Source organism: Bacillus sp. Nf3, from assembly GCF_003028545.1.
Classification (GTDB): Bacteria; Bacillota; Bacilli; order Bacillales; family Bacillaceae; genus Bacillus; species Bacillus safensis.
Genome location: NZ_PYUA01000002.1, coordinates 344,545 through 362,871 on the forward strand (window position 1 = coordinate 344,545; position 18,327 = coordinate 362,871).

Sequence of the window (18,327 nt, forward strand, 5' to 3'; positions counted from 1 at the left end):
GTTTTCAAAACCTCAACGTCGCTGTTGAGGTTTTTTAATGAAAGGATGAGAGAGCGAATGAATCATAACGAAATCGGCATAGAAGCCTTGAATCAAGGGAATATCGAAAAAGCAGCTGAAGCTTTTACAAAAGCGATCGAAGAAAGCCCGAAGGACCCGGTTCCATATATTAACTTTGCGAACTTACTTTCAAGTATCAATGAATTTGAACGTGCTTTAAACTTTTTTCAAAAAGCAATTGAACTTGATCATACCGCCGCTGCAGCCTATTACGGGGCAGGAAATGTGTATACATTAAAAGAAGACTTTATGAAAGCGAAAGATTATTTTGAACAAGCACTAAAAGCGGGCATGAAAAATAGTGATTTGTTTTATATGCTTGGGCAGACGCTCATCAAATTAGAGCAGCCAAAGCTTGCGATGCCGTATCTTCAGCGTGCCGTTGAACTAAACGAAGAAGATAATGAAGCAAGATTCCAATTTGGCATGTGCTTAGCCAATGAACACATGCTGGAAGAAGCGGTGACAACTTTTACTGAAGTCATCACGCGTGATCCGCAGCATGCAGACGCCTTTTATAATTTAGGGGTTGCGTATGCGTACTTAGAGAAAAAAGACGAAGCGCTTGAGATGCTGGGTAAAGCCATTGACGTGCAGCCTGACCATATGCTTGCACTACATGCGCAAAAGCTGATTCAAGAGGCAGAATAGATGGAAGGAGGGAAGACCTGTGCAGGAACATCCAGATCAAATGAAGCTTGAGGACGAACCGTTTTTAAAGGGGACCATTCAAGCCGTTATTTTCCATAATGAAAGTAATTTATACTCGGTGTTAAAGGTGAAAGTCATTGAAACATCGGAAAACTTAGAGGAAAAAACAGCATCTGTCACAGGCTACTTCCCCGCACTTCATGAGGAGGAAACCTACACCTTTTATGGCAAAGTCACAAGCCATCCGAAATTTGGTGAACAGTTTCAGGCCACTCACTTTCAAAAGGAAGTGCCGACAACGAAGCAAGGAATCATACATTATCTCTCAAGTGATTTATTTGAGGGGATAGGAAAAAAGACGGCGGAAGAAATCGTGGGACAGCTTGGCAATCAGACGCTTCATAAAATTATGCGTGACCCAGCTGTTTTGTACGATGTACCGCGCTTATCAAAAAAGAAGGCGGATAAGCTGGCCGCAGCGCTTCAGGAGCATCAAGGACTGGAACAAATCATGATCAGCCTGAATCAATATGGCTTTGGTCCGCAGCTCAGCATGAAGATTTACCAAGTGTACGAGAGTGAAACGCTGCAAAAGATCGAGGAAAATCCGTATCAGCTTGTTAAGGATGTTGAGGGGATCGGATTTATTAAGGCGGATGAGCTCGGCGCTAGAACAGGCATCTCAGGTAATGATCCAGAGCGGATTCGCGCAGCCTTGCTATATACAGTGGAGACAGCCAGTCTTCAGGACGGTCATACGTACATACAAACGAAAGACTTGATCGTCGAAACCCGCAAGCTGCTCAACCAAACAGGCAATGATTACAAAGTGACTGAAATGGATGTTGCCAATCAGATCATTGCACTTGGCGAAGGAAAAGAAATGATCATTGAAGATGACCGCTGCTATCATCCATCCTTATTTTATGCGGAGCAAAGTGTTGCCAAACGCATTCAAAAAATCGTCTCCCAAACAGAATACGCGGATCAATTTCCTGAATCAGAATTCCTCCTTGCACTTGGTGAGCTGGAGGAGCGATTAGGCGTTCAGTATGCACCGACACAAAAGGAAGCGATTCAAAAGGCGCTCATGTCCCCGATGCTGCTTTTAACAGGCGGACCTGGTACAGGGAAGACGACGGTCATTAAAGGAATTGTCGAGCTTTACAGTGATCTTCACGGTGTATCTCTTGATCCGAGTGATTATAAAAAGGATGAATCTTTCCCATTTGTGCTTGCGGCACCAACAGGACGGGCGGCTAAACGGATGACAGAATCAACAGGGCTTCCAGCTGTCACCATTCACCGGCTGCTAGGCTGGAACGGTTCGGAGGGCTTCTCACATGATGAAGAACAGCCGATTGAAGGAAAGCTTGTCATCATTGATGAATCAAGTATGCTTGATATTTGGCTGGCGAATCATTTGTTTAAAGCCATTCCTGATCATATCCAAGTGATTATGGTAGGGGATGAACATCAGCTGCCATCAGTTGGACCAGGTCAAGTTTTACGGGATTTGCTTGCCTCAAAAGCTGTGCCGGCTGTTACCCTGACAGATATTTACCGGCAGGCAGACGGCTCAACCATTGTTGAACTTGCCCATGATATGAAAAATGGTGTGCTGCCAAAGGATATTACTGCACGCTCAAAGGATCGGTCCTTCATTCAATGTTCAGCTGATCAAATGAAAGAAGTCATTGAGAAAGTCGTCAGCAATGCTGCTCAAAAAGGGTTTTCGGCAAAGGACATTCAAGTGCTCGCACCAATGTATAAAGGAAAAGCGGGCATCAATGAGCTCAACAAAATGCTACAGCACATTTTGAATCCTAAAAAACCAAAAGGCAGAGAAATCTCGTTTGGTGATGTGGTGTACCGGACAGGTGATAAGGTGCTTCAGCTTGTGAATCAGCCGGAGAACAATATTTTTAACGGCGATATCGGCGAAATTGTCTCGATTTTTTATGCAAAAGAAAATACAGAAAAAGAAGACATGGCCGTGATCTCCTTTGATGGAAATGAAATCACCTTTACGAAAAAGGATTTTCATCAATTTACTCATGCCTATTGCTGCTCCATCCACAAATCACAAGGCAGTGAATTTCCGATTGTTGTGCTGCCAGTTGTGAGGAGCTATTACCGAATGCTTCGGCGTAATCTGCTGTACACAGCTATAACACGAAGTAAAAAGTTTTTAATACTGTGCGGCGAGGAATCAGCGCTGGAGTGGGGCGTGAAAAACAATGAGGATTCCCTCAGACAAACGTCCTTAACGATGCGGCTTGTGCAAACCGAACAAATCATGGATGCAGAACTTGAAGCGCTCCAAAAAGAGCTTCCGTTTAGCGTACATGACGCAAATATTGGCATGGAGGGAATCACTCCGTTTGATTTTATGCATGAGTAGAAGGCTTCCATATGGAAGCTTTTTAGCGTGGAAGGAACTTCTTCCATTCCGTTCATGGAAGCCATTTCTTCGTATGAGTCATGAAGCAAACGCACACGATAAGACTGTTCCGCAAAAGGTGGTTGAGCACATTTTGAGAACATGCCGAGAACTTGAAGGAATGACGATCTATACAGATGAACTGTCCCAATCGCTTGGTTCCATAAAAGATATTTGCTTATTAGCCGGAGGCAGCTGCGGAGGATATGTGTTAGAGGGGAAAAAGAAAGACTGTGCACTCATTCCATTCTCTGGATTTGATCAGCTGACAGACAAAGGTTTATATGTGAGCTGCCAGGAGGGAGTAGGCATGGATTCCTCTGCTCCATTCTTGTTATTTTCGAAATTAAAAAAGAAAATGATGCAGTCGCCTGATGGTGAAAATTTAGGCATTTTGGAAGATGTATACTTTTGTACAAATTCGGGCACAATCGTAGCATATGAACTCTCGGACGGCTTCTTTACAGAGCTATCAGGGATTCGGAAACAGCTGCAGGCTGCCGGAACCTTGATGAACGTTCAAAAGGAAGCACTGGTTCTAAACCGAACGTAAAGAGGTGCTGATTATGCTCATTTGCCCAAATTGCAAATGTAAAGACATCGGAAAAATTGGGGTCAATCAATATTATTGCTGGGGCTGTTTTATTGAATTGACGCTGTCAAAAGGCAAAATATCTACACACCAAGTGGAGGAAGACGGGACACTAAGCAGCTTAGATGATCTGTTTAGTGACGATGAACGTTCAATTCAACTATAAGTGTTAAGGGGGAATTTCGAATGGGCAAAATGACTTCTTCACTATTAACGCTTGGTGCAGGTGCACTTGCATATCACTTTGCAAGCCGATATGATATGCCATCAAAGCGGGATATGAAAAAGCTAAAAAAACGTGTTATGAGAATGATGTAAACACAAAAGGGCTAAAATGATCTTCATTTTAGCCCTTTGTTTTTTTTTCAGACCAGGACGCAGTGTTTGTCTATAAGCTGAGCTGTTACGCCTGCCTGTATTCTAATCGTCTTGCAAGAATAGATAAACTGAAATTGACGACAAAATACATCATAGCCGCCAATAAGAAAATCGGCAGTAAATAGGATTGGCTTTGACCGTTTAATATTTGAGCGTGATGTAATAATTCTGGAAGCGCAATGACGACGGCAAGTGACGTATCTTTTAAAAGAGATATGAATTGACTGACAATTGGCGGCACCATTCTGCGCAGGGCCTGCGGCATAATAATCATTTTCAATGTTTGAATATAGGTTAAACCAGAAGACCTGGCTGCTTCGATCTGGCCCTTATCAATTGATTTAAGGCCGCTTCGAATAATTTCTGACAGCATCGCGGATTCAAACACAGTTAAAGCCGCAATGGCAGAGGCTGTGATGCTTAGCTTGATGCCGATTTCAGGCAATGCAAAATACGTGAAAAAGATGATCAGTAAAAGCGGCAGGTTCCGAATAGTTTCTACAACAACCGCAAGCACTTTTGATAAAACCGGGATTTGAGCGAACCGCAATGTGCCGACGACTAATCCAATGATAAAGCTCAAAATGATGGAGATAAAAGCCACTTTTAAGGTGACAGCAAATCCTTCAAGTAAAAAGGCGAGATGATCAGGCTGGTAGGCACCTATAAAATCCATGGTGTTTCCTCCTCTCTAGTGGCTTTTTGCTAATCTTCTTTCTAAATAACCAACGCCTAGACTAAGCGGAATTGTTAATAGCAGATAGAACATGGCAACAAAGATGTAGACATCAAACGTCACAAATGTTCTAGATGCAATAAGGTCACCTTGATACATGAGATCAAACCCTGCAATGACACCTAAAATCGAGGAGTTTTTGACAAGGTTAATAAATTGATTCCCAAGAGGGGGAATGACGATTTTAATCGCCTGCGGCAAAATGATATACCGCATCGTCCCGCCATATGACAGACCTGAAGCGCGGGCTGCTTCCATTTGTCCAAGCGGTACAGCTTGTATCCCTGCACGAATGGCTTCAGCAATAAAGGCAGACGTATAAATGGCAAGAGCAATCGTCCCAGCAGTAAAGCCATCTGCTACAATACCTAGCACGGGTAAACCAAAGAAGAAAACAAAGGTGATCAATAATAACGGAATATTCCGAATAAATTCCACATAAGCCGTTCCGAACCAGTTGAGCGGCCTAAATGGCGCAATTCTCATAATGGCAATGAGTGTACCGATCAAAAAGCTTCCAATCAGAGCAATGACACTTGCACCAATGGTATATTTAAAGCCTTCTAAATAAAGATGAAAGTTTTCAGTGAGAATGGAAAACCGCAGCAATCAGTTCACTTCCTTCCAGATCAACAGGGGAGCCATTGAGCGGCTCACCTGAGGCATTGATGTTAACCAATCAAATGTTATTCTTTGATCCATTTTTTAAGAATCTTGTCATACTCTCCATTGTCTTTTAACGTTTTTAAGGCTTTATTAATCGCATCTGTTAATTCTTGATCCCCTTTTTTCACAGCAATGCCATAAGGCTCATCTGTAAAGGTGCCGCCGACCACTTCGTAATTTGAATCCTCATCTGCCATACCAAATAAGATCGCATTATCAGTTGTCAGCACTTGCCCTTGGTTTGATTTTAATGCTGTAAAAGCCTCCTGATAGTTCTCAAATTCTAATACGGATGCTTCAGGTGCTTTCTCGCGGATATTTTGTGAAGAAGTAGATCCTTTCACGGCCAGCACCTTCGTTCCTTTTTTAAGATCATCAATGGATTGAATGTCGCTTCCTTTTTTCACAAGCAGTGATTGTCCTGCTTCAAAGTAAACATCTGAGAAATTGACTTCTTTTTTACGCTCTTCTGTAATTGTCATGGTCGCAACAATCGCATGGATATCCCCTTTTTGAAGCAAAGGAATTCTTGTTTTAGATGTCACTTCCTTAAATTCTGCTTTTCCTTCATCGCCGAGTATTTCCTTTGTGATGGCTTTTGCCATATCAATATCAAATCCTTCAATATCACCGCTGCTCGGATTTTTTAGACCGAATAGCCGTGTGTCATTTTTTACACCGAAAATGATTTTTTTGTCTTTCTTAATGGCTTCTAAAGAACTTCCTTGTTTTGCATCCGTTGAACCTTTTTCAGTAGATCCACAAGCAGCCAAAGCGGCGATGCAGCAAGTCATAAAGAGCAGCAGGCCCAAGCGTTTCATTTTTTTTTTCATCAAGCATTCCCCCTAGTGATTTAAAATACGGCTTAAAAATAATTGAGCACGTTTCTCTTGCGGTTTTTCATAAAATGCAGCCGGTGTTGATTCTTCAAGAATTCTGCCTTCATCAATAAAGACAATGCGGTCGGCCACTTCACGGGCAAAGCCCATCTCATGTGTGACAACAACCATGGTCATGCCTTCACGGGCCAGCTGCTTCATCACATCTAAAACCTCGCCGATCATCTCTGGATCAAGTGCAGATGTCGGTTCGTCAAAAAGCATCACCTCTGGCTTCATCGCAAGCCCTCTTGCAATGGCAACGCGCTGCTGCTGTCCGCCTGAGAGTCGTGAAGGGTAGGTGTCTGCTTTTTCAGGAATGCCGACTTTATTTAAATAAAATTCAGCTGTTTCCTTTGCTTCTTCCTTGCTCACTTTTTTGACCTTCATCGGCGCAAGCATAATGTTTTCAAGCACCGTCTTATGCGGATAGAGGTGAAAATGCTGAAAGACCATTCCGATATTTTGCCTGACAAGATTGATGTTGGTCTTCGGATGCTGAACAGACACTTGGTTGACGAGAACTTTTCCCGCATCAATACTTTCAAGACGATTGATACACCTGAGCATCGTGCTTTTACCAGATCCTGAAGGACCGATGATCACAACAACCTCCCCTTTTTGAATATGTAGGTTAATATCCTTAAGTACATGGAACTGGCCATAATGCTTGTTGACTTCTTCGAATGTGATCATGAAGAACCTCCTCTTGTGTTTCATTGGCTAAAGCTAAAGTGGATTCTAGCACAACTTGTGTAAAAAGAAGTAAATGATGGAATATTTTCTGACGAGATTTTACAGCAAATAGTGACTTTGGATGGAGCTGTATGTTTCATGTGTATTCATTTTTAACAAAGTTAGGACAAATTTTATTTACGTGGATAATTGCAGAAGATGGTTAAACAATAAGAAAAGAGGTGAAAAAGGTGAAGAAACGTCCGATCCAATTTCTGATATATGCTGCAGGGATCCTGCTTGTCCTTGCATCCTTGCTCATTTTACTGCAGCTCGACGAGTTATGGATGCCTGTTTTTTTATTGCTGAAGGCGGTTCTCATTCCGCTTCTCATCGCCATTTTTATTTCTTATCTGCTTTATCCGATTGTGGAAAGACTGCATGCACGAGGGCTGCCGAGAACAGTCAGTCTCTTACTCATCTATGTCCTGTTTTTTGGCGGGATTGGGTTTGCGGTTTATAAAGGAGCGCCTGTGATGATCGCACAGTTAAATGAGCTGTCAGAACAAATTCCTGTCCTCGCCAAAACTTATAATGGCGCTTTATCACATATTCATCGTCATACGAGCCACTGGCCTGACGGACTTCACGACCGCTTGGACCGCTTCATTGTTCAATCGGAGACATATGCAGCCAATAGCGCTGAGCGGATGATTCTTAGCTGTAAGGTTTTATTTGATTACGTATTAGTCGCAGCACTCATTCCTTTTCTTGTTTTTTATATGGTGAAGGATATGAACACGATGAAGCGGGCGGCATGGTATTTAACGCCGCCATCATTTAGGAAGAGGGGGCATGCTTTTGTCAAAGCAGTGGATGAATCACTTGGTGATTATATTCGAGGGCAGCTGCTTGTTTGTTCTTTAATCGGGGGTGCAGCAGCCATTGTGCTCTGGCTTTTTCATATCCCGTATCCGCTTGTTCTTGGGGTGCTGATAGGGGCAACGAACGTGATTCCTTATTTTGGACCGATTATTGGCGCAGTTCCTGCCGTCTTTATTGCGTTTACTATTTCGGTGAAATCGGTCATCATTGTACTGATCACAGTAGCGGTGCTGCAATTTTTAGAGAGTAATGTCCTCAGCCCAATTATTGTAGGGCGAAGTCTTCATATGCATCCTGTCGTCATTATGCTTGTCTTGCTTGCAGGAGGAGAGCTGTTTGGCTTAATTGGGATGATTTTAGCCGTACCAGCAGCTGCAATTATCAGGGTGATCATTGTGCAATATATCCTGATGAGACGAAGCGTTCATTGACAAGACGAGCCGAGTTGTCTATAATAATTTCGATTCATACATATTGAAATTCAATGACGGACCCGAGTACGTTAAAAAGCTGTTGCAGAGAGAGGCTTTATTTGCTGAGAAAAGCCTTATCAGACCTTTAACGGAAGCTAGTCCCGAGTGCAGATAAACACTGCCGCTCTCTTCCGGCGTTATCGGATGTGAAGGTGATAGACGAATTTGTCTATAATCAGGGTGGTACCGCGAGAACATCTCGTCCCTGTGTAAGTCGTTTTGTGCTTGCATAGGGCGGGATGTTTTTTCGTTTGTGTGGAGATTGATGAATGATAAGGGAGGATTTTTGAATGAAAACTTTAACTTCAGCTCAAGTACGTCAAATGTTTTTAGACTTTTTTAAAGAAAAAGGACATGCTGTAGAACCGAGTGCGTCACTTGTACCGCATGATGATCCGACACTTTTATGGATCAACAGTGGTGTGGCAACATTAAAAAAATACTTTGATGGCCGCGTCGTACCTGACAATCCGCGTATTTGCAACGCACAAAAATCGATTCGTACGAATGATATTGAAAATGTAGGGAAGACAGCACGTCATCACACGTTCTTTGAAATGCTTGGCAACTTCTCTATTGGTGACTATTTTAAAGAAGAGGCCATTGAATGGGCGTGGGAATTCCTCACAAGTGAAGAGTGGATCGGCTTTGATCCGAATTTGTTATCTGTGACAGTCCACCCAGAGGACGAAGAAGCATATATCCTTTGGAGAGATAAAATTGGTGTGCCTGAAGAACGTATTATCCGTCTTGAAGGAAACTTCTGGGATATAGGCGAGGGCCCAAGCGGACCAAATACAGAAATTTTCTATGACCGCGGTGAATCATACGGTCACGACGTGAACGATCCAGAATTATATCCAGGCGGGGAAAACGAGCGTTATTTAGAAGTATGGAATCTCGTGTTCTCTGAATTCAACCATAATCCAGATGGATCATACACACCACTGCCGAAGAAAAACATTGATACAGGGATGGGCCTTGAACGAATGGTATCTGTCATTCAAAATGTGCCGACGAACTTCGATACAGACCTATTCATGCCAATTATTCGCGCAGTCGAAACGATCTCTGGAGAAAGCTATGGCGAAACAAAGGAAAAGGATACAGCATTCAAAGTGATTGCTGACCACATCCGGACAGTTGCCTTTGCTGTAAGTGACGGAGCACTTCCTTCCAATGAAGGCCGCGGATATGTATTAAGACGTTTGCTGCGCCGCGCTGTGCGTTATGCAAAAACGATCCATATCCACCGTCCGTTTATGTATGATTTAGTGCCAGTTGTTGCTGAAATCATGAAGGATTTCTACCCAGATGTACAAGCAAAAGAAGAATTTATTGCGAAAGTCATCAAAAACGAAGAAGAACGTTTCCACGAAACACTGAACGAAGGGTTAGCCATTTTGTCAGAAGTGATCAAAAAAGAAAGAGACAAAGGCAGCTCACAAATTTCAGGTGAAGATGTATTTAAGCTGTATGATACGTATGGATTCCCTGTCGAGCTGACAGAAGAATATGCAGAAGATGAGAACATGACAGTTGATCGAGAAGCATTCCAAGCGGAAATGGAGAAGCAGCGTGAACGTGCAAGAAATGCGAGACAAGATGTCGGCAGTATGCAGGTTCAAGGCGGCGTTCTAGGCGATATTAAAGTAGAGAGCACCTTCGTTGGCTATGAAAATCTAACAGCAGATGCCCGTATTATTGAATTGCTTCAAAATGGTGAAATTGTCTCGGAAGCACATGAAGGAGACACGGTGCAAATCTTATTAGATGAAACACCATTCTATGCGGAAAGCGGCGGACAAGTAGCGGATAAAGGGACACTAAAAAGTGCAGAAGCCATCATTGAGATCAAAGATGTGAAAAAAGCGCCAAACGGTCAGCATGTCCATGAAGGAGTCGTCGTAAGCGGTACGGCTCAAAAAGGTCTCGAAGTCACTGCAGAAGTGGAATCAGCTCTTCGAAAAGGCATTGTGAAAAACCATACAGCGACACACCTTCTACATCAGGCGCTAAAAGATGTATTAGGCAGTCACGTGAACCAAGCAGGGTCATTGGTGAATGAAAACAGACTTCGCTTTGATTTCTCTCACTTTGGACAAGTGACGAAAGAAGAATTGTCTCAAATTGAAAAAATTGTGAACGAAAAGATTTGGGAAGGCATTTCGGTTGCGATTGACCTGAAGCCAATTGCTGAAGCAAAAGAAATGGGCGCAATGGCGCTCTTTGGCGAGAAGTATGGCGATATTGTCCGTGTTGTCCAAGTCGGCGATTACAGCATCGAGCTATGCGGCGGCTGTCACGTTCAAAACACTGCGGAAATCGGTTTGTTTAAAATTGCGTCTGAGTCGGGTATTGGTGCTGGAACACGCCGTATTGAAGCTGTGACTGGTCAAGGTGCCTATGAAGAATTAAATGACCAGCTGGCGATTTTAGAGCAGGCAGCAAGTGAGCTGAAGTCAAATACGAAGGACGTACCAAAACGAATCGCTTCATTACAGGCGGATTTAAAAGAGGTTCAAAGAGAAAACGAATCACTTCTTGCGAAATTAAGCCAAGCAGAAGCAGGCTCTATTTTAGAGAAAGTGACTGAAATTGGCGGAGTGAACGTATTAACTGAAAAAGTAAACGCCAAAGACATGAATCATTTAAGAACAATGGTTGATGACTTGAAAGCTAAATTAGGATCAGCTGTCATCGTCCTGGGAGCCGTTCAAAACGGAAAAGTAAACATTTCAGCAGGAGTGACAAAAGACGTGATCGAAAAAGGTCTGCATGCAGGGAAGCTTGTGAAACAGGCAGCTGAAATCTGCGGCGGAGGCGGAGGCGGACGTCCAGATATGGCTCAAGCAGGCGGAAAACAACCAGAAAAGCTTGAAGAAGCACTGGCATCTGTCGAAGAATCTGTCAAATCCGTTTTATAATCAGGCGATGTAGTGTAGAATAATGGTATTAGATGAGCGGTTAGAAAAAAGCTTGCTAGTAGAATGTTGGAAGAGAGGTGCAAGAAGCAGTGAGTTCATTTGATAAGACAATGAAGTTTAACTTCTCTGATGATTCAGCTGAAACCAATGTGAATGAAGTGCTCATTACAGTTCATGACGCACTCCAAGAAAAAGGATACAACCCGATCAATCAAATTGTCGGATACTTGCTGTCAGGCGACCCTGCTTATATTCCAAGACATCAGGATGCACGCAACCTAATTCGTAAACTAGAACGAGACGAATTAATTGAGGAATTGGTTAAATCGTACTTAGAGACACATAAAGAGGCGTAAAACATGAGAATTTTAGGCTTAGATTTAGGCACGAAAACCCTTGGTGTTGCGATCAGTGATGAAATGGGATGGACAGCGCAAGGGATTGAAACAATTAAAATTGATGAAGCAGGCGGAGACTTTGGTCTCAGCCGCCTGTCTGAGATTGTTGCAGAATATGGAGCGGATAAAATTGTACTTGGCTTTCCAAAAAATATGAACGGCACGGTTGGTCCTAGAGGCGAAGCCAGCCAATCATTTGCGAAAGTGCTAGAAAACACGTACAATGTTCCTGTTGTGCTTTGGGACGAGCGTCTGTCAACAATGGCAGCGGAAAAAATGCTCATCTCTGCAGATGTGAGCAGGCAAAAGCGTAAAAAAGTCATTGATAAAATGGCGGCTGTCATGATCCTGCAAGGATATTTAGACAGCTTAAATTAAAATGAGGTGAATCAAATGGAACACGGAGAAAAGCAAATTACAATCGTTGATGATAATGGAAATGAACAGCTTTGCGAAGTACTATTTACTTTTGAAAGCGACCATTTTAACAAATCTTATGTTCTTTACTACCCAATTTCTGAGCAAGACAATGAGGAAATTGAAATTCATGCATCAAGCTTCACACCGAACGAAGACGGGGAAGATGGCGAGCTAGAGCCGATTGAAACGGATGAAGAGTGGGACATGATTGAAGAAACGTTAAACACGTTCTTAGATCAAGAAGACGAAGAATAGAACGAATAAAAGGCCTGTGAAACAGATGAGAGTTTATCTGCATGATCACAGGCCTTTTTTTATTTATGGAAGCTTTGAAGTAATGGTCAGCTTTTGATTATCTCGATGCGCATTTTGAAAGTTAAGGAGATACAGACCATGATGAAATGTTAAATAAAAATAACTTTCTTTATTTAGAGAACCAACTTTTTTGATTGAACCGTTCATCTCTTTAAGTATAGTGTAACCACTCTTTTTAGGTTCATCTGTTTCGACAAAAAATCGATTATGATCATCAATCACGATCGATCCGACACCCGAGTCAGTGTTCTTAATTACTTTAGATTGTTTGGCGTTTATGTCATAAAAGATCAATTGGCTTTTATTGATTGTTCCTTCAGAGTCAGTAAAAGACTTTTCGTACACAAATTGATGGTCGTTAATGAGCTGACCATTACTGATCAAATGTTGATTCAATGGAACTTTTTTGAGAGACTCAGTAGTAAGATTGTAAATGTAAGCTTGCTGCATTCCATTGTCTTTATTAAAAAAGAGAACGTTATCATGGTGAACAGAGAGATGAGCATTATTCATTGAGTCTAGTTTAAAGAGTTTTTTCGTCTGCTTTTTTTTGAGATCTTTCATATAAATGTGAGTTTCATCTTTTTCTTCATCATGCGATACCCATACTGCTCGATGATTAGTTAATTCAAGTGTGTCACTTAATGTCTCCGAAGTGTTATTTTTTTTGATCGACTCTATTTCTTGTGTACGGATGTTCATCGCGTAGTAATTCATTTGTCCGCCTTCTTCATCGCTGTCAATCCAAACGACCCAGTCTTTATTCGCTTTTAAGGCTTGGATCGAAGAACGCTTAAAAGTTGTTGTAAATAGTATTTTGCTTTTCTGTGTTTTTCTATTAAATTCAATTACTTTATTTGCCATCTTTGAAGGGCTATGATCATCTACACTTAAGAATAAATGATGTCCAATGGCTGAAACAGAATTTGTCACAATATAATTGAGCGTAGTTGTTTGACCTAATTCGTTGTCTTCAATTTTAAAATTTATTTTATTGTCTTCTGAAGCTGTCTTTTTTTGACTACATCCGCTTAGATATAAAATAGTTATCGTACAAAGTAGTATCATAAATATGTAAGAGAGTTTACGCAAAATAGTTCCTCCATGTGTACTTTCATTCATTTGATATAATCAGTTAAATGTATAGATAGAAATAAATCCTTTATTAGTAAATAATAGCATTTATCTATTCGTGAAATAAATAGATACACGGTTAATTAAGTTTAATTTAAAGATCTGACGTTAGTTAACATTAAAAATAAATGATCTTCATCTTCAGGTATTGAGGAACTCAAATTGTTAGTGAGGTCTTTTTTTATTGCATTTTTGTTAACTTAATTATATTTTAAGTTGACATAAAAAGCTCTACCTTTTACTCTATTTTTAACAATAAATTGAGTGAGGGGCATGAATATTGAGAATTCAAAATATGATGCAAATAGCTTTAATGACAGCAGTCATCGGGATATTAGGCTTGATCCCGCCGATTTTACTGACATTTACACCTGTACCCATAACATTGCAAACCGCAGGTCTTTTGCTTGCTGGGGGGCTGTTAAAGCCAAAACAAGCATTGATCAGTTTATGTCTTTTTCTTTTGATTGTGGCAGCAGGCGCACCTCTTTTATCAGGTGGGAGAGGTGGAATTGGGGTCTTTTTTGGGCCAAGCGGCGGCTTTCTACTTGCCTATCCAGTTGCTGCCTTCATGATCAGCCTTTGGGTGAATCGGCTGAAAAAAGTAACCGCACTGCGTCTTTTTGTGATCTATGCGGTTTGCAGTATTGTGATTTTGTATATGTGCGGTATTCCTTTTCAAGCCATGATGATGCATATTAAGGTTTCACAGGCCGCTTTTCTTAGTCTGATTTATCTTCCAGGTGATCTCATCAAAGCGGGAATGTGTGCTGTCTTTACGGTCAAAATCATTCAGGCCTTGTCCTATCGAAAAAGGGATTTGCCTAAAGGGAGGCGTGCAGTTTGATCAGAATAACGGAAAGCTATGCAGTACATGCAGAAATGAAACGAGATCAGATTGCCATCATAGATGAGCAAGAAAGCATTACATATGAAGATTGGTATGAACGTGTGCAGAGAGCGGCACAGTGGTTACAAGGAACGGCTCATCAGCAAAAAAGAATCGCTTTTTTATTATCAAATGGTGCTTCTTTTCTTCAAATATTTGCGGGCGCTGCTTGTGCAGGGTGGACAGCCGTTCCGCTTGATCCGAGATGGAGTCATGAAGAATGTGTAGAAAAGCTCTTGTTAAGTGAGGCGGATCTCGCCATTATAGAGGATCGATTGATGAAAAAATTTGTACAGAGAAGCGTGGACATGCCGATTCTTTCTTTATCTGAATGGAAGGAAAGAATGAGCCTTCTTACAGACAACAGTCCTTATAACAACTGCGATACCGAGAAGGATCCTGTCTTTTATATGGGATTTACGTCAGGTTCAACAGGCTCACCGAAAGCCTTTATTAGACGTCAGCAGTCATGGATCGAGAGCTTTCGAATGACCACCGCTTCATTTGGAATCACTCATCAAGATCATGCTCTTATATTAGGTACACTCTTATCCTCTCACTTTTTATATGGTGCTATCAGTACATTATACTTTGGCGGCACAGTGACGCTTTTAGAAAAATTTGTGCCAAGAAAAGCGAAGCAAGCCTTAGAGTCAGGTGATATCACCGTGATGTATACTGTCCCAACAATGACAGAAACGTTACTGCAAATCGATGCTTTTAAAGGAGATAAACCGCTTCTTGTCATGTCATCGGGAGCAGATTGGAGCATCTCTTCAAAAGAACAGCTCGTCACCAACTATCCACATGTCACTTTTTTTGATTTTTATGGCACATCAGAGTTAAGTTTTGTCTCTTATTTGTCTTCAAATGACTTTCTGCAAAAACCTTCTTCTGTTGGACGACCTTTCTCCTCCATTCAAGTAGAAGTAAGGCGGCCCGATCAATCTGTCTGTCAGCCAAATGAAACAGGGAGGATTTATGTGAAGAGCCCAATGACTTTTTCAGGCTACTTACATGAGCAGAAACCGCCGCAGGAGTGGCTGACAGTTTACGATATGGGGTGGCTGGATGAAGACGGTTATCTGTATATGAGCGGTCGTGAGAATGGCATGATCGTCTATGGAGGACTGAATATTTTCCCAGAGGAAATTGAGCGTGTGCTAAATGAACAGCCAGAGGTGAAGCGGTCAATTGTGGTGGGCGTTCCTGACCCATATTGGGGTGAAATCCCTATTGCCATACTGGAGCAAGTGCAGCAAACAAAGGTGGTTCGACAAGCTGTTAAAGAAAAGCTTGCGGCCTACAAGGTACCAAAAAAATGGCTTGTGATTGATCAAATGATTGAAACATCCGGCGGAAAAATTGCCCGCGTGAACATGAAAAGGTGGGCGGAGGAGCAATTGTCATGCAAGCGGTGATCGTACAAGCAAAACGAACACCCTTCGGTGACAAAAATGGGATGCTGAAAAATTATCGCCCAGAGCAATTAGCTGCTCCCCTTATTCGACATTTGTCTCAGGACATGACACCAGATGACGTCATATTAGGCAATGTCGTCGGAGGCGGTGGAAATATGGCTCGTCTGTCCTCATTAGAAGCAGGGCTTCCTTTACACACTCCTGGTATGACGATTGACAGGCAATGTGCCTCTGGTCTTGAAGCAATTCGAACAGCTTGCATCATGGTTCAATCGGGGGAGGGCTCGATGTATATCGCTGGCGGGACTGAGAGCATTTCCAAATCACCAATGAAAGAAAGAGCCCGCTTTTCACCGGAGTGGATAGGAGATCCGCATATGGGAGAAGCAGCAGAGCTGACCGCGTCGGCATTTTCTGTTACAAGAAAAGAACAAGATGACTATGCCCTTTTAAGCTGGGAAAGAAGTTTAGCCGCATTCAAACATGGTACATATGCAGAAGAAATCGTTTCGGTTGACGGGCTGAGCAGAGATGAAGCAGCTGCTAAAATAAGACCAATGACAAAACTGATCAAGCGGGCAAAACCTGTATTTTTGCCGGGGAAAGGAACTGTGACCGCCGCCAATAGCTGTAAGGAAGCAGACGGAGCAGCTGCTGTCGCTGTGATGGAAAGATCGTTAGCGGAAGCGAGTGGATGTAAGGCGGTATTACGGTATGCCGGAAGTGCTGTGACAGCGATACATCCTCATTTTCCAGCTGCTTCGCCAATTGATGCGATCAAGAAACTTTTACATCAAGAGAACATCAAGGCAGAGGAAGTGGCGCTTTTTGAAATCAATGAAGCATTTGCGCTGAAAGCAGCACTTATTGCCCGGACGCTGGGGATACCATATGACCGGATCAATAGAAGAGGCGGTGCACTATGCCTTGGGCATCCATACAGCGCGTCAGGAGCTGCTATGATGGTGAGATTATTTTATGAAGCGCACACCTTACCGAATGGAAGTTATGTCATGGCTGCTATTGGAAGCGGTGGCGGTGTTGGTTTAGCCGTTTTGTGGCAAGTTTTGTCATGACATGCATGAGCAAGGAATTGCCGAACTCCGTCGAATCATGTACTATAAAAGCTAGATGTGAGGAGGGCCATGCATGTTTTCAGAACAAAAGAAACGACCATTCTTCAAAAGAAAAATGGGGATCGTCCTGTTATCTGTCCTTGCTGTCATCATCATTGCAGCATTATCAGGGTTTATATATGTTAAATCAGCACTCGGACCGGTCGATCAAAAAAGTAAACAAACGATTAATATTCATATTCCAAATGGGACATCTGTGCGCGAAATTGCGGGCATTTTAAAAGAAAATGGGCTCATTTCGAATGACACGATTTTCACTTATTATGCAAAATACAAAAATGCGTCCGGCTTTAAAGCGGGTTATTTTCATTTGAAACAAACAATGGACGCAGACACGCTGATCAAAAAGCTGACATCTGGCGGGACTGATTACGCCTTTCAGCTTGTGATTCCAGAGGGAAGACAGCTATCTGATATTGCAGCCATTATTGCAAATCAGACGAATTTTTCAGCGAAGGAAGTTGAAGCAAAGCTGGATGATCCTGCTTTTATTCAAACACTAATGAAAAAATATCCGAAAACCGTGACATCACAGGTGAATGGGAAACAGGTGAAACATCCGTTAGAGGGTTACTTATTCCCTGCTACGTATCCATTTTATCGTGAGGATGAATCACTCGAAACGATCATTGAAACGATGATTAAACAAACAGATCAATACGTGAAAACGTATGAAAAAGACATGAAAAAGAGAAACATGTCCATACATGATGTGTTAACGATGGCATCACTCATTGAAATGGAAGCAACAGAAAAGACAGATCGGGCAAAAATCTCAAGTGTATTCTATAACCGGTTGAAAAAGGACATGCCGCTTCAAACTGACCCAACCGTTCTTTATGCACTTGGTGAGCATAAATCCCGTGTGTATTACAAAGACCTAAAAGTGAAATCTCCTTATAACACGTATAACAACAAAGGGCTGCCGCCTGGACCTATTGCAAATGCTGGTGAATCCTCTTGGAAAGCAGCACTGCATCCAGAGAAAACAGATTACGTTTACTTCCTTGCGAAGAAAAATGGAGAAGTCGTATTTACGAAAACGTTAAATGAGCATAATAAAGCAAAAGCAAAATACATCACAGGCAGCAATTAACGTACAAGTGAATCGAAAAAGACTGTAGACAATACGAGATTGCCTGCAGTTTTTTTCGTTGGAATATCCATTTTATAGGTTCGCAATTACCACTTCTTTGTGGTAAAATATATCGGGTTGTTTTTACTTAGATGAACGAAAGATTGACGAGAAA

The 18,327-nt window shown here is 42.1% G+C and carries 19 protein-coding genes and 1 other annotated feature; of the genes, 14 read left to right on the top strand and 5 right to left on the bottom strand.

The annotated features are described in order from the left end of the window. Positions 1-57 precede the first annotated feature (57 nt). From C9414_RS06515 to C9414_RS06535, 5 genes are all read left to right on the top strand, one after another. Positions 58-711: a tetratricopeptide repeat protein gene (locus tag C9414_RS06515; RefSeq protein WP_107163301.1), complete on the top strand. Its 654-nt coding sequence runs from the start codon at positions 58-60 to the stop codon at positions 709-711. 19 nt (positions 712-730) lie between these two features. Continuing rightward, entirely contained in the window at positions 731-3,115 is a 2,385-nt protein-coding gene (gene recD2 / locus C9414_RS06520) for an SF1B family DNA helicase RecD2 (RefSeq protein WP_047203360.1), read from the top strand. 73 nt (positions 3,116-3,188) lie between these two features. After that, a complete protein-coding gene (locus C9414_RS06525) occupies positions 3,189-3,707 on the top strand; it encodes a PRC-barrel domain-containing protein (RefSeq protein WP_107163500.1) in 519 nt (172 codons plus the stop codon). A gap of 13 nt (positions 3,708-3,720) precedes the next feature. Next, on the top strand, positions 3,721-3,912 hold the full coding sequence (locus C9414_RS06530; protein ID WP_003216308.1) for a hypothetical protein: 192 nt from the start codon (positions 3,721-3,723) through the stop codon (positions 3,910-3,912). A 20-nt stretch (positions 3,913-3,932) separates the two neighbouring features. Continuing rightward, positions 3,933-4,064: a YrzQ family protein gene (locus tag C9414_RS06535; RefSeq protein WP_064497881.1), complete on the top strand. Its 132-nt coding sequence runs from the start codon at positions 3,933-3,935 to the stop codon at positions 4,062-4,064. Positions 4,065-4,149: 85 nt separating this feature from the next. On the opposite strand, the gene C9414_RS06540 is transcribed toward C9414_RS06535, so the two are convergent. The 4 genes from C9414_RS06540 to C9414_RS06555 form a co-directional block, all read right to left on the bottom strand. After that, entirely contained in the window at positions 4,150-4,800 is a 651-nt protein-coding gene (locus C9414_RS06540; protein ID WP_024427867.1) for an amino acid ABC transporter permease, read from the bottom strand. Positions 4,801-4,815: 15 nt separating this feature from the next. After that, positions 4,816-5,469, bottom strand: a complete 654-nt coding sequence (locus C9414_RS06545) for an amino acid ABC transporter permease (RefSeq protein WP_107163302.1) — start codon at positions 5,467-5,469, stop codon at positions 4,816-4,818. A 77-nt stretch (positions 5,470-5,546) separates the two neighbouring features. Next, positions 5,547-6,359 (bottom strand): transporter substrate-binding domain-containing protein, encoded by an 813-nt coding sequence (locus C9414_RS06550; protein WP_107163303.1) that lies wholly within the window; start codon positions 6,357-6,359, stop codon positions 5,547-5,549. Between the two features lie 12 nt (positions 6,360-6,371). Further along, positions 6,372-7,100: an amino acid ABC transporter ATP-binding protein gene (locus tag C9414_RS06555; RefSeq protein ID WP_024423116.1), complete on the bottom strand. Its 729-nt coding sequence runs from the start codon at positions 7,098-7,100 to the stop codon at positions 6,372-6,374. 230 nt (positions 7,101-7,330) lie between these two features. Here C9414_RS06555 and C9414_RS06560 point away from each other — a divergent pair, with 230 nt between their 5' ends. The 5 genes from C9414_RS06560 to C9414_RS06580 all read left to right on the top strand — a co-directional run bounded on the left by C9414_RS06560 (position 7,331) and on the right by C9414_RS06580 (position 12,437). Continuing rightward, positions 7,331-8,395: an AI-2E family transporter gene (locus tag C9414_RS06560; RefSeq protein ID WP_107163304.1), complete on the top strand. Its 1,065-nt coding sequence runs from the start codon at positions 7,331-7,333 to the stop codon at positions 8,393-8,395. A 44-nt stretch (positions 8,396-8,439) separates the two neighbouring features. Next, positions 8,440-8,647: a binding site (T-box leader), on the top strand. 80 nt (positions 8,648-8,727) lie between these two features. Then, positions 8,728-11,364, top strand: coding sequence for an alanine--tRNA ligase (gene alaS, locus C9414_RS06565; protein ID WP_107163305.1), 2,637 nt, complete (start codon positions 8,728-8,730; stop codon positions 11,362-11,364). 89 nt (positions 11,365-11,453) lie between these two features. Then, positions 11,454-11,720 carry an IreB family regulatory phosphoprotein gene (locus tag C9414_RS06570; protein ID WP_008358522.1) on the top strand — a complete coding sequence of 89 codons (267 nt, stop codon included), beginning with the start codon at positions 11,454-11,456 and terminating at the stop codon, positions 11,718-11,720. A 3-nt stretch (positions 11,721-11,723) separates the two neighbouring features. Then, the gene (gene ruvX / locus C9414_RS06575; protein ID WP_034279935.1) at positions 11,724-12,140 is read left to right on the top strand and encodes a Holliday junction resolvase RuvX; all 417 of its coding nucleotides are present in this window, start codon (positions 11,724-11,726) and stop codon (positions 12,138-12,140) included. 15 nt (positions 12,141-12,155) lie between these two features. Further along, positions 12,156-12,437, top strand: a complete 282-nt coding sequence (locus C9414_RS06580; RefSeq protein ID WP_024423112.1) for a DUF1292 domain-containing protein — start codon at positions 12,156-12,158, stop codon at positions 12,435-12,437. Positions 12,438-12,500: 63 nt separating this feature from the next. Here C9414_RS06580 and C9414_RS06585 read toward each other — a convergent pair whose 3' ends face one another. Next, positions 12,501-13,589 carry a hypothetical protein gene (locus tag C9414_RS06585; protein ID WP_047203365.1) on the bottom strand — a complete coding sequence of 363 codons (1,089 nt, stop codon included), beginning with the start codon at positions 13,587-13,589 and terminating at the stop codon, positions 12,501-12,503. A gap of 322 nt (positions 13,590-13,911) precedes the next feature. On the opposite strand from C9414_RS06585, the gene C9414_RS06590 reads away from it, so the two are divergent. From C9414_RS06590 to mltG, 4 genes are all read left to right on the top strand, one after another. Then, on the top strand, positions 13,912-14,478 hold the full coding sequence (locus tag C9414_RS06590; protein WP_107163306.1) for a biotin transporter BioY: 567 nt from the start codon (positions 13,912-13,914) through the stop codon (positions 14,476-14,478). Next, a complete protein-coding gene (locus C9414_RS06595) occupies positions 14,478-15,941 on the top strand; it encodes an acyl-CoA synthetase (RefSeq protein WP_181286122.1) in 1,464 nt (487 codons plus the stop codon). Before C9414_RS06590 ends, C9414_RS06595 begins: the two co-directional genes overlap by 1 nt. Then, positions 15,929-17,017: an acetyl-CoA C-acyltransferase gene (locus C9414_RS06600; protein WP_107163308.1), complete on the top strand. Its 1,089-nt coding sequence runs from the start codon at positions 15,929-15,931 to the stop codon at positions 17,015-17,017. Before C9414_RS06595 ends, C9414_RS06600 begins: the two co-directional genes overlap by 13 nt. Before the next feature lie 73 nt (positions 17,018-17,090). Then, positions 17,091-18,173 (top strand): endolytic transglycosylase MltG, encoded by a 1,083-nt coding sequence (mltG, locus tag C9414_RS06605; RefSeq protein WP_047203368.1) that lies wholly within the window; start codon positions 17,091-17,093, stop codon positions 18,171-18,173. Positions 18,174-18,327 lie beyond the last annotated feature (154 nt).

Coding starts and splice junctions, on each gene's coding strand:
- C9414_RS06515 (WP_107163301.1), top strand. CDS start 58: ATGAATCATAACGAAATCGGCATAGAAGCCTTGAATCAAGGGAATATC.
- C9414_RS06525 (WP_107163500.1), top strand. CDS start 3,189: ATGAGTCATGAAGCAAACGCACACGATAAGACTGTTCCGCAAAAGGTG.
- C9414_RS06530 (WP_003216308.1), top strand. CDS start 3,721: ATGCTCATTTGCCCAAATTGCAAATGTAAAGACATCGGAAAAATTGGG.
- C9414_RS06535 (WP_064497881.1), top strand. CDS start 3,933: ATGGGCAAAATGACTTCTTCACTATTAACGCTTGGTGCAGGTGCACTT.
- C9414_RS06540 (WP_024427867.1), bottom strand. CDS start 4,800: ATGGATTTTATAGGTGCCTACCAGCCTGATCATCTCGCCTTTTTACTT.
- C9414_RS06550 (WP_107163303.1), bottom strand. CDS start 6,359: ATGAAAAAAAAAATGAAACGCTTGGGCCTGCTGCTCTTTATGACTTGC.
- C9414_RS06555 (WP_024423116.1), bottom strand. CDS start 7,100: ATGATCACATTCGAAGAAGTCAACAAGCATTATGGCCAGTTCCATGTA.
- alaS (WP_107163305.1), top strand. CDS start 8,728: ATGAAAACTTTAACTTCAGCTCAAGTACGTCAAATGTTTTTAGACTTT.
- ruvX (WP_034279935.1), top strand. CDS start 11,724: ATGAGAATTTTAGGCTTAGATTTAGGCACGAAAACCCTTGGTGTTGCG.
- C9414_RS06580 (WP_024423112.1), top strand. CDS start 12,156: ATGGAACACGGAGAAAAGCAAATTACAATCGTTGATGATAATGGAAAT.
- C9414_RS06600 (WP_107163308.1), top strand. CDS start 15,929: ATGCAAGCGGTGATCGTACAAGCAAAACGAACACCCTTCGGTGACAAA.
- mltG (WP_047203368.1), top strand. CDS start 17,091: ATGTTTTCAGAACAAAAGAAACGACCATTCTTCAAAAGAAAAATGGGG.